Below are 14,014 nucleotides of genomic sequence, written 5' to 3'. Positions count from 1 at the left end.
ATGCCCCCGAGCACGTTGCCGTGTTTCAGACGAACCCTCGTGGGGTTGAAGCGTTGATCCACCGCTCGATATCCTCGCGGTCGGGTTCGTTTCAGACGAACCCTCGTGGGGTTGAAGCGACAAGCCGAACGACGTGCTCGAAGTCGTCAACAACAGTTTCAGACGAACCCTCGTGGGGTTGAAGCCCGTTCCAAGAGGTCGAGCAGGCACAGGGTGGGATGGTTTCAGACGAACCCTCGTGGGGTTGAAGCGAAGAAATCGGCAAGAAGGTCGGCCTCGGTTATCACGGTTTCAGACGAACCCTCGTGGGGTTGAAGCTCGACAGCGTCGCCGTGGCTGTCTCGGGAGTCGTTGTTTCAGACGAACCCTCGTGGGGTTGAAGCCCACTTGACAGCAGCGGGAACATCGTCGACCCGATCGTTTCAGACGAACCCTCGTGGGGTTGAAGCTCCGAGACTGTCACTTGTCGCCGTGATCTTGTTGGCCCGTTTCAGACGAACCCTCGTGGGGTTGAAGCCAGATCAAAGCCAAAACCATCGACAACCTGGTCTTCGTTTCAGACGAACCCTCGTGGGGTTGAAGCCGTTCGTCTCGGCGGGGAGATCAGAGTCGATCTCGTTTCAGACGAACCCTCGTGGGGTTGAAGCGATGCGGAGTTTTGCCTCGAACTCGTCGATCACGTTTCAGACGAACCCTCGTGGGGTTGAAGCAGCTGGGCCCTGGAGGGGCTGCTCGCCCGAGAGACAGTTTCAGACGAACCCTCGTGGGGTTGAAGCCTCGGCGACGACCGACCGATGGTCGAGATGTACTCAAGTTTCAGACGAACCCTCGTGGGGTTGAAGCACTACCGGCCTCGTTATCGCGTTTTGAGGCAAAGGGAGTTTCAGACGAACCCTCGTGGGGTTGAAGCTCGCGCTGCCTGCTCGGCGTTGGCGGCGATGTACGGTTTCAGACGAACCCTCGTGGGGTTGAAGCTTGACTGGGTCGAGAAGCTACGGCCTGAGAACGTTTCAGACGAACCCTCGTGGGGTTGAAGCGAGCTGTCGCGCAACGAGAACGCCTACATCCCCGAAGTTTCAGACGAACCCTCGTGGGGTTGAAGCCTATAATGTCACAGAACGAAGATGCGCGAGAGAATCGTTTCAGACGAACCCTCGTGGGGTTGAAGCGTCGGGGTTGACCTCTGCTGCCGGGACGAACGGGTTTCAGACGAACCCTCGTGGGGTTGAAGCCCCACAGCAGCGGGAGGATGTCCTCGACCCAGACTGTTTCAGACGAACCCTCGTGGGGTTGAAGCTGTCGTCTCAGATGTCGCGCTGAACGTCTCGCTGGTTTCAGACGAACCCTCGTGGGGTTGAAGCGACGCCCGTCTTTGTGTTGTAGTATTCGATCTCGGTTTCAGACGAACCCTCGTGGGGTTGAAGCCATTTCAGCCAGTCACAGAACCCGTACCCGACGCCGGTTTCAGACGAACCCTCGTGGGGTTGAAGCATCGTCGGGGTTGGGATTGTCCTCGGTGGCTATCGTTTCAGACGAACCCTCGTGGGGTTGAAGCAAACTTCGATACGGAGTCGAAGGGAGATATGGAATCGGTTTCAGACGAACCCTCGTGGGGTTGAAGCAAGGATCGGCAGGGCCTCGCGGCCGAGGTCGACCATCGTTTCAGACGAACCCTCGTGGGGTTGAAGCTTATGGGGATATCCTCAGCCCAGGCACGACGACAAGGTTTCAGACGAACCCTCGTGGGGTTGAAGCGAGGAATCGGTCGGATGCGAGATCGGCGTATGAGTCGTTTCAGACGAACCCTCGTGGGGTTGAAGCTGACAAGCCGAAAATCGTCCTTGACGAGCAGACAAAGTTTCAGACGAACCCTCGTGGGGTTGAAGCATCTGGGCCGTGGCGGCCGCGGAGCTTCATCGCGTTTCAGACGAACCCTCGTGGGGTTGAAGCCTCGGCCTTGGCTCATGCGTCGACCACCTCAATGCTGTTTCAGACGAACCCTCGTGGGGTTGAAGCGTATCCCAGCTCCTCCTCAAGTGCATTTTTGATTTCGTTTCAGACGAACCCTCGTGGGGTTGAAGCATTACAAGAATAACTCAATAAGTGAATCAACAATGGTTTCAGACGAACCCTCGTGGGGTTGAAGCATCCTCTTCGATGCTGCCGTCGTTGTCGAGATCGAGTTTCAGACGAACCCTCGTGGGGTTGAAGCGGAGAGCGACGACGACCGACAGTGTCGGCACTGTGGTTTCAGACGAACCCTCGTGGGGTTGAAGCCCCTGCTTGTAGGCCGCACCGAGGCTGAGAAGCCAGGTTTCAGACGAACCCTCGTGGGGTTGAAGCCGTCATACGTCAGGGTGGGCGGTTGGATGTTACCGTCGTTTCAGACGAACCCTCGTGGGGTTGAAGCATGTCGGGCGCAACCGCCCACAGTCGCATCGGCTTGGTTTCAGACGAACCCTCGTGGGGTTGAAGCTCGATAGTTACTGTTGCCATGCTGCGTGTCAATCATGTTTCAGACGAACCCTCGTGGGGTTGAAGCCAGCCCCGAAGATCGACCAACAACAGCGGGTCGTCGTTTCAGACGAACCCTCGTGGGGTTGAAGCGGTCAACGTGTGTTCGGTGTTGGTGGTGTCGGCAGAGTTTCAGACGAACCCTCGTGGGGTTGAAGCCGGAGTTGTCGGAAGGCAGCAGCCACGCCGGACGAAGTTTCAGACGAACCCTCGTGGGGTTGAAGCGGGCGGGATTCATCCCGGCGACGCTCCAAATGCCAGAGTTTCAGACGAACCCTCGTGGGGTTGAAGCAGAGTGGACACTCACCCACGAAACCGGCAACCGATTGTTTCAGACGAACCCTCGTGGGGTTGAAGCGGAGTGCCGTGTTCAGACTGATCGGGGTCGTCAGGTAGTTTCAGACGAACCCTCGTGGGGTTGAAGCACCGCCAGTGTACGACCCAGCCGTGTCCCACCGGAGTTTCAGACGAACCCTCGTGGGGTTGAAGCACCGCCAGTGTACGACCCAGCCGTGTCCCACCGGAGTTTCAGACGAACCCTCGTGGGGTTGAAGCCGAACCGTCGGTAGTCGGTGTGTCCCCCGAGACAGGTTTCAGACGAACCCTCGTGGGGTTGAAGCATCAGCTGGCCCAACGCCGAGGTTCGGACGTAATCCGTTTCAGACGAACCCTCGTGGGGTTGAAGCCTGGGTGGGGCGGCCTCCGGGGCGACCGGCGGCATGTTTCAGACGAACCCTCGTGGGGTTGAAGCGAAGACATCGACGCCGACGAAGTGATCGCGCAATCGTTTCAGACGAACCCTCGTGGGGTTGAAGCGTCGGCTGGCTGTACGTCGGCGTCGTCGTCGTGTCCGGTTTCAGACGAACCCTCGTGGGGTTGAAGCGTCGGCTGGCTGTACGTCGGCGTCGTCGTCGTGTCCGGTTTCAGACGAACCCTCGTGGGGTTGAAGCCCGTTGCCACCCGGCCCGTAGGTCAGCACGAACGCGTTTCAGACGAACCCTCGTGGGGTTGAAGCGGTGTCGCCGGGACTCGCCCACTCGGGCGCGACCGGTTTCAGACGAACCCTCGTGGGGTTGAAGCAGGCCGACGTAGTTCTCCCGGACGAACGGCTCGTGTTTCAGACGAACCCTCGTGGGGTTGAAGCACGATCGGCGGCAACCAGCAGCCGATGCACTGCCCGGTTTCAGACGAACCCTCGTGGGGTTGAAGCCGTCTCGCTGATCCGGCCAAGGGCGACCTGCCGTGTTTCAGACGAACCCTCGTGGGGTTGAAGCGCGCTGTTCGGCGATAGTCACCACGGTGTCGTTCGTGTTTCAGACGAACCCTCGTGGGGTTGAAGCAGGTTGCCGTCGAAGACAACCGTAACGAACGACTGGTTTCAGACGAACCCTCGTGGGGTTGAAGCCACCGAGGAGTCGTTTGCGACCTGATACTCAAAGGGTTTCAGACGAACCCTCGTGGGGTTGAAGCTCGCTCGCATCAACGAGAACGTCAAACGGCAAGAATGTTTCAGACGAACCCTCGTGGGGTTGAAGCTCGCTCGCATCAACGAGAACGTCAAACGGCAAGAATGTTTCAGACGAACCCTCGTGGGGTTGAAGCCAGCACCGTCGTGCGTAGCTGCTAAACCTTGTCTCGCGTTTCAGACGAACCCTCGTGGGGTTGAAGCGAGGAGACGCTGGCCGAGATCGACAACGTGCAGCAGGTTTCAGACGAACCCTCGTGGGGTTGAAGCGATCGGTGCTGGTGCGGTCGAGACGCCAGCCTTAGTGTTTCAGACGAACCCTCGTGGGGTTGAAGCTATTTCCAGCGTGACTCGCTCGGTCGCGGTGGCCTGTTTCAGACGAACCCTCGTGGGGTTGAAGCAAATGTCTGTTTGTCGATCGGCTCGCTCAGATCGGTTTCAGACGAACCCTCGTGGGGTTGAACATTCATAACCCGTGTCCTTACTCAGGTCGGGTTGCAAAATCAGCAAGCCCTCTTCTAAGTGCCTTATTACCATCTGATACGTGTTTTAGGCTCATCACTGTATCTTTTTGAACATGTTCAGCAACTTCATCCGGATCGACTTCTCCTCTTTTGAGTAAAACTTTAACCTGCTCGTCGGTCAGGGTATATCCTTCTTCTAAACAATCCAGTGCAATTTCATGTGTCTTATCTGGTGTCTCTACCTTAGGTTCGTAGGATGAATCTACAACAGTAGCATTAGGATAATAATCCCGGACAGCTTTCTCTAAACCTTCAGCAACAATCTTATTAGAATATTCTAAAGGGAACATCCGATAGATAAGACTAACAGCGGCTATGCATCCTGTTTCAACTGAATAATCATACAAATCTTGATTGTTTTCCATATTTTCGTATGTATCCTGTTCGGAATCCTTGGAAGGATCGACGTTGGGATTTTGGAATGCAGAGTTGAGGAGTTCTTTAGGGAATTCTTTAGATGCGAGATGGTGGAAGTCGATCAAACCGTCTTGAACACGGTTTACTATTGCTTTTTCTCGTTGGTTCACTGCAGCTCTTGATTTCTCTTTTGCCCACTCCTCTGTGTTCAGAGCGAACTCTCGGTCTGATTGTGTGAGTATTCCCCTCCCCCGATCAGTTGAAACCATATCGATTACATTGGGATCATTACCATTAAGTTATACGCTCCGTTACAATGTTGCATGTCAGAACCCAACCTGACACGTGTCCCATGTCATATTGAGACGAGGGATAACGTACTCAAGCCACTCAAAAGAGGGGGTCAGACATACGACGATCTATTCAGAGCCATGGCAGATCAGTATGATCCACGCCGTAGCGACTAGCTGAAAAGGCTTTTGAGCACGTACCAGTAGAATCGTTCGACGCCGGAACCGGACATCATTGGATCGGTGATCGGTTCTCTCGGCGTCGAAGTGATAGTGTGCGGACCGGGCCGCGACGGGCGGTCCGTACCGAGGGTAACGTTCCCCTCGGTTAAGAGTTTTACTTAACCCGTCGGTCACCGGCGACCTCACGCTGGACTCCACAAATGCGAACGCAAGAAACGACCGACACGCGAGGCATCGATGATGAACAAACAGAGGTAATATTGCTATGAGTACCGATAACCATCGGCTTGTCACTGATGACGGGTCTGACGATGTCTGGAGGCAGTTAGCTAAACGCCGTGAGGTACTCGAAATGTGTGTTGAAGAGGATGTTCCGTTCGCAGATCGGGCCGAGAGGCTGCTCGAACGATTAGAGGAGGAGGGATACTAATGTCGACCACTGCCAGCTCATTCGGAGTCGACGAGGGCCTCACGAACGGCGGGGTCATCGAGCATGTCGGCGACCTCAAGCAGCCGCTCGGCCTTTTCGGGTTCGAGCGACGCGAGGCTTTCGTTGAGTTCGTCCGTGGACTCGTCGAGTTCGGACGCAGCTTCGGGGCTCAGGACTTGTCCGCACTGCATACAGAACGACGCGTCACGCTCGTTTTCACGGCCGCAAGTGGGGCACTCAATCGGAGAAATATCCTCGGGTTCGTCCTCCGATACGTCGATCCCGTGGAGTCGGGCGAGTTCGCGGTCGGAATCTTCCCCGAACACAGAAATATACCGGGCGGCCGCGCTGCTGCCTCGCACCCAGCCGTGGTGATCCTCGATGTGGGCCTGATTGAGGTTGCGACTTGCGAGGAAGGCGGCACTCGACTTGCGGAAGTTGGTGAGAGTGACCGGCTTGGAAACATCGGCACGGTCGGCCGCCTCGTTGAGAATCTTCGATACCATTCGGTCGGAGATCGACTCGGGCTTGGTAATCTTCGACCACAGCGGCGCGTCGTGGTTGTCGCCCGCCGGGTGCGCGTCGAGCCACGCGCTCACGTGCGGAACAGAGGGTATCAACAGCACGGTTCGACGGCCCTGTTTGCCCTCGACGGTGACCTCCAGCCCGTGGTCGTGATCGCGAACGTCGCCGACAGCGAGGTCTTTGAACTCGCCGCCACGCAGCCCAGCGTCAAACTGCAGAGCGATCATGGCCGCGTCGCGGGCGTTGTAGGTGGCGTCGATCATGGCCTTCACATCTTCCTCGTATCGGAGCATTTCTCGGGGGTCGGGGGTCGGGTCGTAATCCGAAGATGTGCCAGTGGGAACCCACGCGAGACTCTCGGGGAGGCCGTCAGGCGTGGTGTCGATACTCTCGTCGGCTTCGGCGACACGCTTCCCGAAGACGCGAAGTGCAACTCGGTAATCTCGGTTTGTTTCCTCGTTGTCGTACTCGACGTTAATCCAAGAAACGATTCTCTCTGCCGCGTCACGGTCGGTGAGAGCTTCGGCGAGCGTACCACTGTCGAGGGTCTCGGCGACGATTACGCAGTGCCTGAGCAGTTTCAAGTGTCGCTTGTCGGTGTACTCTTGGGCGAGCAATTGAACACGGTCGCTGAATGTGAGCAACGCCTCACGGTCAGTCTTGTTGATGGAGCTCTGCTTTCCACCGTTTTCGATCCGTTTGCGGAGTCTGTCCACAGCCTCGCCAGCGGAAGACATACGTACCGATTCAGGGGGAATCCAAATAAAAATAGGGCTTTGAACCTGAAGTTCACAGCCCTCCTCCGGGTTAAGTAGCGCGGTGCACTCCTTCCTACCCTATAATCACTGTAAGGCAGCGATCTCTTATAACCACTCGGCAGCGAAAAAGCAGATATTTGTTTTGGTCTACCAGCAACATATTCCGGGAGATTCCCAACGACATTTGTTTCGGTGACCGAAGCGGGACTTCGTTGTCCTCGTTCTCGTGACAACGCTATTACAGCAGCTGACGCATGAATACGCAGCATTAAGCCCCCTGAGTACGTTAGCACTGACGACCACCCCCATGGTGGAACCCGAATCACTCTCGATTCTCGTCGTTGACGATAGTGAGTTCTTTGCCAACCTGGTCGCCGAGACACTCAGCGAGGAACACGGGATGGCAACGACCGCCGTCACCGACCCCCGCGAGGCGGTGTCTATCGCCGCTGAGGGATCCATCGACTGTCTCGTGAGCGACTACCAGATGCCGGATCTCACCGGCCTGGAGTTGTATGACGCCATCGTCGACAAGACCGACGTGCCGTTTATCCTGGTCACAAGCGAGGGCGATGAGACGGTCGCCAGCCGCGCGATCCGCAAGGGTGTCGACGAGTACATCCTCAAACAGGATATCAACGAAGCCGACGCGCTCGAACTGCTTGCCAACCGCATCGACAACGTTGTCGACCGACACCGCACCCAGCAGAAATACGAGCGACTCGTCGCCAACGCCCCCGATGAGATCAGTCAGGTGCGCTTGGATGGGACGATCCTGGCCGCCAACGAGACGATGGCGCGGGCGTTCAACACCACCACCGACGAGCTTGCCGGCCAGCAGCTGTCGTCGATCCTCCCCGAGGATGTCGCCGACAACCGCCGCACACAGGGCCGGCGGGCGATCACCGCCGGCAGCGTCGTTACCTTTCAGGACAGCATCGGCCTCCGGCATTTTCACAACATTGTCGTTCCGCTGACGACCGGCAGCGAAAAGGATTCGGTGCAGATCGTCACCCGGGAGATCACCCTCCAGAAACACAACGAAGAGCAGCTGCGCCGCAAGAAAGAGGAGCTCACCTTCATCAATCGGATCGTCAGCCACGACATCAAAAACGATGTCAGCGTCATCTCCGGCTGGGCGGACGTGCTCACCGAGCACACCGACCCGGAAGCGATCGAGATGGTCGAGCGCATCAGAAACACAAGCGACCACATCGCGGAGCTCGCCCAGATCGCCAAGGATTTCGTCGACTCGATCGAGGGGACAACCGACGTTGCGCTTGAAGCGATCGATCTCGGGGAGACTGTCGACACCGAGGTGAGCAAGCTTCGCTCGAAACATGACGATGTGACGATCTCCGTTGGCGACGACATCGCCGCCGTGGTTCGGGCGAACGAACTGCTGTCGTCGGTGATCGGCAACCTCCTCACGAACGCCATCCGACACAACGACGGAGCCCCTGCGATCGATATCACCGCCGAACAGACGGCGACGACGGTCGTCCTCCGGATCGCCGACAACGGCCCGGGTGTCCCCGACAGCGAGAAGGAGGCTGTCTTCGAGAAGGGCCGAAAGGGAGCCGAGAGCCCGGGCTCGGGGATCGGGCTCTATCTCGTCTCAAAGCTGGTCGACCAGTACAACGGTGAGATCTGGGTCGAGGACAACGAGCCCGCCGGGGCGGTGTTCGCCGTCGAACTCCCGATCTACGATCCGGAGATGAACTGATCTGCTGGCCTGCCGACACCCTCCCGCGTTAGAACAGGCTGTCGGTCGTGACGGCGCCGACAACACTGAACACAGCGGCGATGCTGATCGCCCGGAGGGTGACCCCCGCTCTGGCTGCCGGATCGAGATCACCCAGGAAGACGGTTGGCGCGGTGACCGCGACCGCGAGCGCGCCGACGGAGCCAAAGGCGACGATCAGCACCGAGATGAAGCGTACCGGCACGCCGACGATCGCCGCCTCCCGCTGTGGATCACGGTCGTTGTCCGCGCCGTACAGTCCACCGTAGCCGATCGCCATGACAGCCCCGACAAGGCCGATACTATGGATCGGTGTCATATTCTGCGCCAGCGACCACACCTCCTCGGTGACGACAAATGGGCCAGCCAGCAGAAACCCCCCGACGATCTGTTGGGCGGTGTCGGCGAGCTTGTGTTTTCGTCGTTCGTTCATACCTGCCCTTTGGTATGCTGGGTGGAAGAGCTACCGGCTGGCAGTTCAGTGGTGGCACCTACAGACATCTCTCATCTGTCCCTACAGACATCCTTCCTCTGGCAGGCTCTTGTTTCCCTTGCTTACCCGAAAAGTATCGGGCTATCCCGGCAGAAACCCGGCGCAAACGTGCACAATCGTTATATAGCTGGCGACGAAGCATGTGGTATGGCAACAGCTACCAATCCCGTCGAGCCCAACCGGTGTCCGTTCTGTGAGCGACCGATCGGCTCCGCCGGGGCCGGTTTCATGGATCACATCGAGTCGAACCCCGACTGCAACGAGGCCTTCGAGCTGTGGCGTGAGCGGGTTGACGGCGACATGCCGGGTGGGTGGGCCGGCTGAGTCGGTTGTTTGCGGCGGTTACACAGCGAGGACAGCACGGTCGGCGGCCCGGAACGGGTAGCAAGGGTTTTTCCTATCGGTCTCCTACGCGCAACCAGATGAACCAGTACGTAGTCGGTCGCCGGTTTGGAGGACAGCGATGAGAGGTAACGACCAGCAGGCCTACGACCGCGGCACGTCGCTGTTTTCGCCCGACGGCCGCATCTATCAGGTCGAGTACGCCCGCGAGGCCGTCTCGCGTGGCGCGCCCAGCGTCGGGATCCGGACGACCGACGGCGTCATCCTTGCCGCCCAGAGCCGTGCGGGCTCGTCGCTGATGGAATCCGAGAGCATCGAAAAGCTCCACAAGATCGACGACCACGTCGGCGCGGCCTCCGCCGGCCACGTCGCCGACGCCCGCCAGCTGATCGACTTCGCCCGCCAACAGGGCCAAGTCAGCCAGCTTCGCTACGGCGAACCGATCGACGTGGAAGCACTCACGAAGGAACTCACCGACCACATTCAGGAGAACACCCAGCGCGGCGGCACCCGGCCGTACGGTGCGGCTCTGCTGATCGGCGGGATCGAAAACGGCGAACCGCGACTGTTCGCGGCCGATCCTTCGGGGACGCCAAACGAGTGGAAGGCGACGGTCATCGGCGGCTCCGGCGCGGATATCCAGGAGTTCCTCGAAGAGGAGTGGGACGAGGGAATCAGCCACGACGACGGCCTCGCGCTGGCGGTTCTCGCACTCCGCGTTGCCACCGACGAACTCGGCCCGAAAGAGGTCAGCATAGCCACGCTGACAGATGAGGAGGGATTCAAGTCGCTTTCCGTCGAGGAGATCGAGGCCGTCTTCGAGGATGCCGACATCGATCTCGACGCCGACGCGGACGACGAAGACGACGAATAGCGACCGCCCTCCGCTTTCACGCGCTGGAACCGACGACTTTTCTATTCGCCGTGCCGTTTCGACGACATGCCACCCACGGAGTCGGCAACGGTCGAGCGATTGTCGATCTATCCGATCAAATCTCTCGACGCCCGGTCAGTCGATCGCGTCGAGATCGTTACCAACGGCGGGCTCGCCGGCGACCGCGAGTACGTGTTATTCGATGAGGACGGCGACTATGTCAACGGCAAAAACGACGCACAGGTTCACCCGATCAGTGCCAGCTACGACGGCGAGACAGCACGTGCCGAGTCAGTGACGTTGTCGACGCCCGACAGCGAGCCCCAACAGTTCGAACTGGATTCCGTCGACAGCGATTCATCGGCCGCCCTCACCGACTGGCTGAGCGAGTGGTTCGGCTATCCCGTCACCCTCGACCGCAACCGCGAGGGTGGATTCCCCGACGACACCGCTGCCTCGGGGCCGACGATCATCAGCGAGGCGACGATCGAAACCGTCGCCGGCTGGTTCGACGACATCGACGCTGAGGGCATGCGGCGTCGTCTCCGGCCGAACATCGTTCTCAGCGGCGTCCCGGCGTTCTGGGAAGACCATCTCTTTGCCGACCGCGACAGCCGCGTGCGGTTCTCGATTGGCGAGACCGACTTGTTCGGCGTCAACCCCTGCCAGCGATGTGTCGTTCCGAGCCGCGATCCAGATACGGGCGATGAGATCGAGGGATTCAACGAGACGTTTATCGAGCAACGCCGCGCGACGATGCCCGACTGGAGCGGTGGTGACTGGTTCAACCACGATTTCCGGCTGATGCTCAATACGGGCGTTCCTGAAGCGAGTTGGGGCGAGACAATCGCTGTCGGCGACGAGCTAACGCTCGGCGAGACGGTACCGGCTGACGAGACGCCGGTTCCGGCTGAGTAGGATATCTCCTATTCACGGTAGTGTTCAGATGCGCGGTTGTCTGAGACGGATCGGTGTAGAAAGCCCTCGGCTCTCTCGGCTCCCGCGGCTCGCTGTGCTCCTCACTCGCTTCGCTCGTTGTGGTGCTTGCGTCGCCGGGGTTCGCCGAGAGACCCTCGCCCTTTCAGTCCGCCAGGCGTGTGCATCATCGGCTGGCCGACCCACCTGCTTGGCTGGTATTATTTGAAAACTCCAGTTCAACCGGTTCGGAACGAGAAATCGAGGCTCTGAGCCGAGTGTGTTAGCGAGCCCATCGAGATGATGTCGACGCCAGTGGCGGCGTAGTCGGCGACATCGTCGACAGTAATCCCACCGCTAGCTTCCGTGAGCACGTCGGCCTCGATGTCGTTGAGAGCGTCGACTGCTTCTCCGGTTTCGGCCGGCGACATGTTGTCAAGCAGGACGATATCGGCACCCACCGCAGCCGCTCGCGTCGCCTGCTCGGTCGATTCGGCCTCGACCTCGATTTTCGTCGCAAACGAGGCCCGCTCGCGGAACGTCTCGACGGCAGTCTCCAGTCCAAGTTCGGCGATGTGGTTCTCCTTGATCATCACCATATGCGAGAGATCGAGTCGGTGAGTATCGCCACCGCCGGCGACGACAGCGCGTTTCTCGATCCCGCGCAGGCCAGGCGTCGTCTTGCGTGTCCCGGCGATTCGTACGTCGTCGGTGACCTCGGCCGCACGGTCGACGGCCCTGCGCGTCTTGGTGGCGACACCCGAGGCGTGGCCCGCGAGGTTGACCGCGACACGTTCAGCGCGCAGTGTTTCGCGGGCCGACCCGCTGGTCGTGAGAACGACATCGCCAGCGTCGATGGCGTCGCCGTCGTCAACCTCGCGGTTTGCGTCGATACCGAGATGATCGAACACGGCTGCGGCCGCGTCGATCCCGGCGGCGACGCCGGACTCCTTAGCGACGAGTCGGCCCACGGTCTCGCCAGCCACGTCGTTGGTCACGTCGTGGTGGCCGATATCCTCCTGGAGCCATCGGTCGATCTGACTGGCCGTGAGCATCAGTCACCGTCCGTCGCTGCCGCCGTCGATTCGGTTTCGGCCGGAGCGTCGTCGACGAGGTAGTGACAGCCGACGCTCTCGCCGTTCTCAGCGGCGGCGTTGGCGATCAGAATTGCGACGACCGTCGCGTTGCGGAGTTCGTACAGGCTGCGGGAGGTTCGGGTTCGCGTGTAGGCGTCGACTTCACCTTTGAGCCGGCGGAGGACGCCGCGCGCGCTGTCGATCCCGCTTTTCGTTCGCCGGAGGCCGAGTTCGCCGCTGACGATCCGCCGTAAGCGGTGGAATTTCTCGCCGGCGAAGCGGTCGGGCAGCGCGGGGTCGCTGTTCTGGAGTCGCTGATATTCGATGGCTTCGGGCTCGAAGCCGGTTGCGTCCCGGCCAGCGCGGAGGCCCCAAACGAGGCCCTCAAGCAGGCTCGTCGAGGCGAGGCGGTTCGCGCCGTGGACGCCACTGCGAGCACACTCGCCGACAGCATAGAGCCGGTCGAGACTCGCCCGCCCCCGGTCGTCGACGGCGACGCCGCCACAGAGGAAGTGTTCGCAGGGCGCGACCGGGATGCCGTCGTCGGGGTCGATCTCGTGGTCGGCACATTTCTCGGCCAGATTCGGAAACGCCTCGTCGAACGGTTCGGCCAGCGGGCTCACGTCGAGCGTCACGCCGCCGGTCGCATCGATCTCGTCCTGTACCGCGCGGGCGACGACATCCCGTGGCGCGAGTTCGGCCTCGGGGTGGTACTCGGGCATGAATCGCTCGCCATCGGCGTTGCGCAGCAGGGCCCCCTCGCCGCGAACCGCCTCGCTCAGCAAGAAGGGTTCCTCGACATCGGCCGCGGTCGGGTGGAACTGGACGTACTCCATGTCCTCGACCTCGGCTCCGGCGAGGAACGCCATGGCGATCCCGTCACCCGTCGAGCCCGGCGGGTTGGTCGATTGCTCGAAGCAGTCGCCGATGCCGCCGGTGGCGAGGATGGTCGCGCCGGCGAAGACCGGCTCGCCGTCGGGTTCGGTATCGAGCAGCGCGCCGTGGACACGACCCTCGTGGCGGAGGAGTTCGAGGGCGGCCGTCGATTCGAGGATTTCGACGTTGTCGACCGCGTCGAGATGCGAGAGGAACGGCCGGAGGACGTGCTGGCCGGTCGCGGCGTCGACGTGGAGGATTCGATCCTCGGAGTGGGCGGCCTCCTGTGCGAAGTCGTACTCCGCGCCGAGGGTGTCGAACTCGACGCCGAGCGTCTCGATCAGCACGTCACTGACGGCGTCGGCGGCGTTCTCGACCAGCACGTCGACCGCCTCGGGGTCGGCCACGCCCGCGCTGGCGTCGATGATATCGGCTTTGAGCGAGTCGGGGTCGCCGCGGGTGGTTGCGATCCCGCCCTGTGCCCAATCGGAGGCGGCGTCTTCGGGCTCGCTGGCCTTCGTGACGAGCAGGACTTCCTCGCCTTCGCGCGCGGCCGCGAGAGCAGCCGCACAGCCGGCGATACCACTGCCGACGACGAGCACGTCGGCCGTTCTGGCCGTCTCAGCCGAAGGTGTGTCAGGAACCATC

The 14,014-nt window shown here is 60.2% G+C and carries 10 protein-coding genes and 1 CRISPR repeat array (1 of these 11 cut by a window edge); of the genes, 5 read left to right on the top strand and 5 right to left on the bottom strand.

Annotation, left to right across the window (positions count from 1 at the left end; genetic code table 11):
- Nucleotides 1-4,444: a CRISPR direct-repeat array (repeat unit 30 nt; unit sequence GTTTCAGACGAACCCTCGTGGGGTTGAAGC) (it extends 1,742 nt beyond the left edge of the window).
- Nucleotides 4,445-4,460: 16 nt separating this feature from the next.
- Nucleotides 4,461-5,129 carry a hypothetical protein gene (locus tag EWF95_RS02495; RefSeq protein ID WP_142442478.1) on the bottom strand — a complete coding sequence of 223 codons (669 nt, stop codon included), beginning with the start codon at nucleotides 5,127-5,129 and terminating at the stop codon, nucleotides 4,461-4,463.
- Between the two features lie 469 nt (nucleotides 5,130-5,598).
- Between EWF95_RS02495 and EWF95_RS13425 the strand changes: the two genes are divergently transcribed.
- Nucleotides 5,599-5,763, top strand: coding sequence for a hypothetical protein (locus EWF95_RS13425; protein WP_185911676.1), 165 nt, complete (start codon nucleotides 5,599-5,601; stop codon nucleotides 5,761-5,763).
- A gap of 17 nt (nucleotides 5,764-5,780) precedes the next feature.
- Here EWF95_RS13425 and EWF95_RS02490 read toward each other — a convergent pair whose 3' ends face one another.
- The gene (locus tag EWF95_RS02490) at nucleotides 5,781-7,025 is read right to left on the bottom strand and encodes a tyrosine-type recombinase/integrase (protein ID WP_142442477.1); all 1,245 of its coding nucleotides are present in this window, start codon (nucleotides 7,023-7,025) and stop codon (nucleotides 5,781-5,783) included.
- A 328-nt stretch (nucleotides 7,026-7,353) separates the two neighbouring features.
- Here EWF95_RS02490 and EWF95_RS02485 point away from each other — a divergent pair, with 328 nt between their 5' ends.
- Complete coding sequence (locus EWF95_RS02485; RefSeq protein WP_142442476.1) at nucleotides 7,354-8,772, top strand: sensor histidine kinase; 1,419 nt, start codon at nucleotides 7,354-7,356, stop codon at nucleotides 8,770-8,772.
- 28 nt (nucleotides 8,773-8,800) lie between these two features.
- On the opposite strand, the gene EWF95_RS02480 is transcribed toward EWF95_RS02485, so the two are convergent.
- On the bottom strand, nucleotides 8,801-9,223 hold the full coding sequence (locus tag EWF95_RS02480) for a DUF2391 family protein (RefSeq protein ID WP_142442475.1): 423 nt from the start codon (nucleotides 9,221-9,223) through the stop codon (nucleotides 8,801-8,803).
- Between the two features lie 207 nt (nucleotides 9,224-9,430).
- On the opposite strand from EWF95_RS02480, the gene EWF95_RS13420 reads away from it, so the two are divergent.
- The 3 genes from EWF95_RS13420 (at nucleotide 9,431) to EWF95_RS02470 (ending at nucleotide 11,417) form a co-directional block, all read left to right on the top strand.
- Nucleotides 9,431-9,607, top strand: a complete 177-nt coding sequence (locus tag EWF95_RS13420) for a DUF7501 family protein (protein WP_185911675.1) — start codon at nucleotides 9,431-9,433, stop codon at nucleotides 9,605-9,607.
- 139 nt (nucleotides 9,608-9,746) lie between these two features.
- A complete protein-coding gene (gene psmA / locus EWF95_RS02475; protein WP_142442474.1) occupies nucleotides 9,747-10,499 on the top strand; it encodes an archaeal proteasome endopeptidase complex subunit alpha in 753 nt (250 codons plus the stop codon).
- Between the two features lie 66 nt (nucleotides 10,500-10,565).
- The gene (locus EWF95_RS02470) at nucleotides 10,566-11,417 is read left to right on the top strand and encodes an MOSC domain-containing protein (RefSeq protein WP_142442473.1); all 852 of its coding nucleotides are present in this window, start codon (nucleotides 10,566-10,568) and stop codon (nucleotides 11,415-11,417) included.
- A 236-nt stretch (nucleotides 11,418-11,653) separates the two neighbouring features.
- On the opposite strand, the gene nadC is transcribed toward EWF95_RS02470, so the two are convergent.
- Together nadC and EWF95_RS02460 are read right to left on the bottom strand one after the other, a co-directional pair.
- Nucleotides 11,654-12,469, bottom strand: coding sequence for a carboxylating nicotinate-nucleotide diphosphorylase (nadC, locus tag EWF95_RS02465; protein WP_142442472.1), 816 nt, complete (start codon nucleotides 12,467-12,469; stop codon nucleotides 11,654-11,656).
- The gene (locus EWF95_RS02460; protein ID WP_142442471.1) at nucleotides 12,469-14,013 is read right to left on the bottom strand and encodes an L-aspartate oxidase; all 1,545 of its coding nucleotides are present in this window, start codon (nucleotides 14,011-14,013) and stop codon (nucleotides 12,469-12,471) included. Before EWF95_RS02460 ends, nadC begins: the two co-directional genes overlap by 1 nt.
- Nucleotide 14,014: the final 1 nt, after the last annotated feature.

It is taken from the genome of Halonotius roseus (assembly GCF_006861655.1).
GTDB classification, from domain to species: domain Archaea; phylum Halobacteriota; class Halobacteria; order Halobacteriales; family Haloferacaceae; genus Halonotius; species Halonotius roseus.
The sequence above is the reverse complement of the archived record's forward strand: the minus strand, read 5'-3'. Positions and strand labels throughout refer to the sequence as shown.

What these genes read in the sequence shown, in the direction of transcription:
- EWF95_RS02495 (WP_142442478.1), bottom strand. Translation starts at nt 5,129, where the DNA reads ATGGTTTCAACTGATCGGGGGAGGGGAATACTCACACAATCAGACCGA.
- EWF95_RS13425 (WP_185911676.1), top strand. Translation starts at nt 5,599, where the DNA reads ATGAGTACCGATAACCATCGGCTTGTCACTGATGACGGGTCTGACGAT.
- EWF95_RS02490 (WP_142442477.1), bottom strand. Translation starts at nt 7,025, where the DNA reads ATGTCTTCCGCTGGCGAGGCTGTGGACAGACTCCGCAAACGGATCGAA.
- EWF95_RS02485 (WP_142442476.1), top strand. Translation starts at nt 7,354, where the DNA reads ATGGTGGAACCCGAATCACTCTCGATTCTCGTCGTTGACGATAGTGAG.
- EWF95_RS02480 (WP_142442475.1), bottom strand. Translation starts at nt 9,223, where the DNA reads ATGAACGAACGACGAAAACACAAGCTCGCCGACACCGCCCAACAGATC.
- EWF95_RS13420 (WP_185911675.1), top strand. Translation starts at nt 9,431, where the DNA reads ATGGCAACAGCTACCAATCCCGTCGAGCCCAACCGGTGTCCGTTCTGT.
- psmA (WP_142442474.1), top strand. Translation starts at nt 9,747, where the DNA reads ATGAGAGGTAACGACCAGCAGGCCTACGACCGCGGCACGTCGCTGTTT.
- EWF95_RS02470 (WP_142442473.1), top strand. Translation starts at nt 10,566, where the DNA reads ATGCCACCCACGGAGTCGGCAACGGTCGAGCGATTGTCGATCTATCCG.
- nadC (WP_142442472.1), bottom strand. Translation starts at nt 12,469, where the DNA reads ATGCTCACGGCCAGTCAGATCGACCGATGGCTCCAGGAGGATATCGGC.
- EWF95_RS02460 (WP_142442471.1), bottom strand. Translation starts at nt 14,013, where the DNA reads ATGGTTCCTGACACACCTTCGGCTGAGACGGCCAGAACGGCCGACGTG.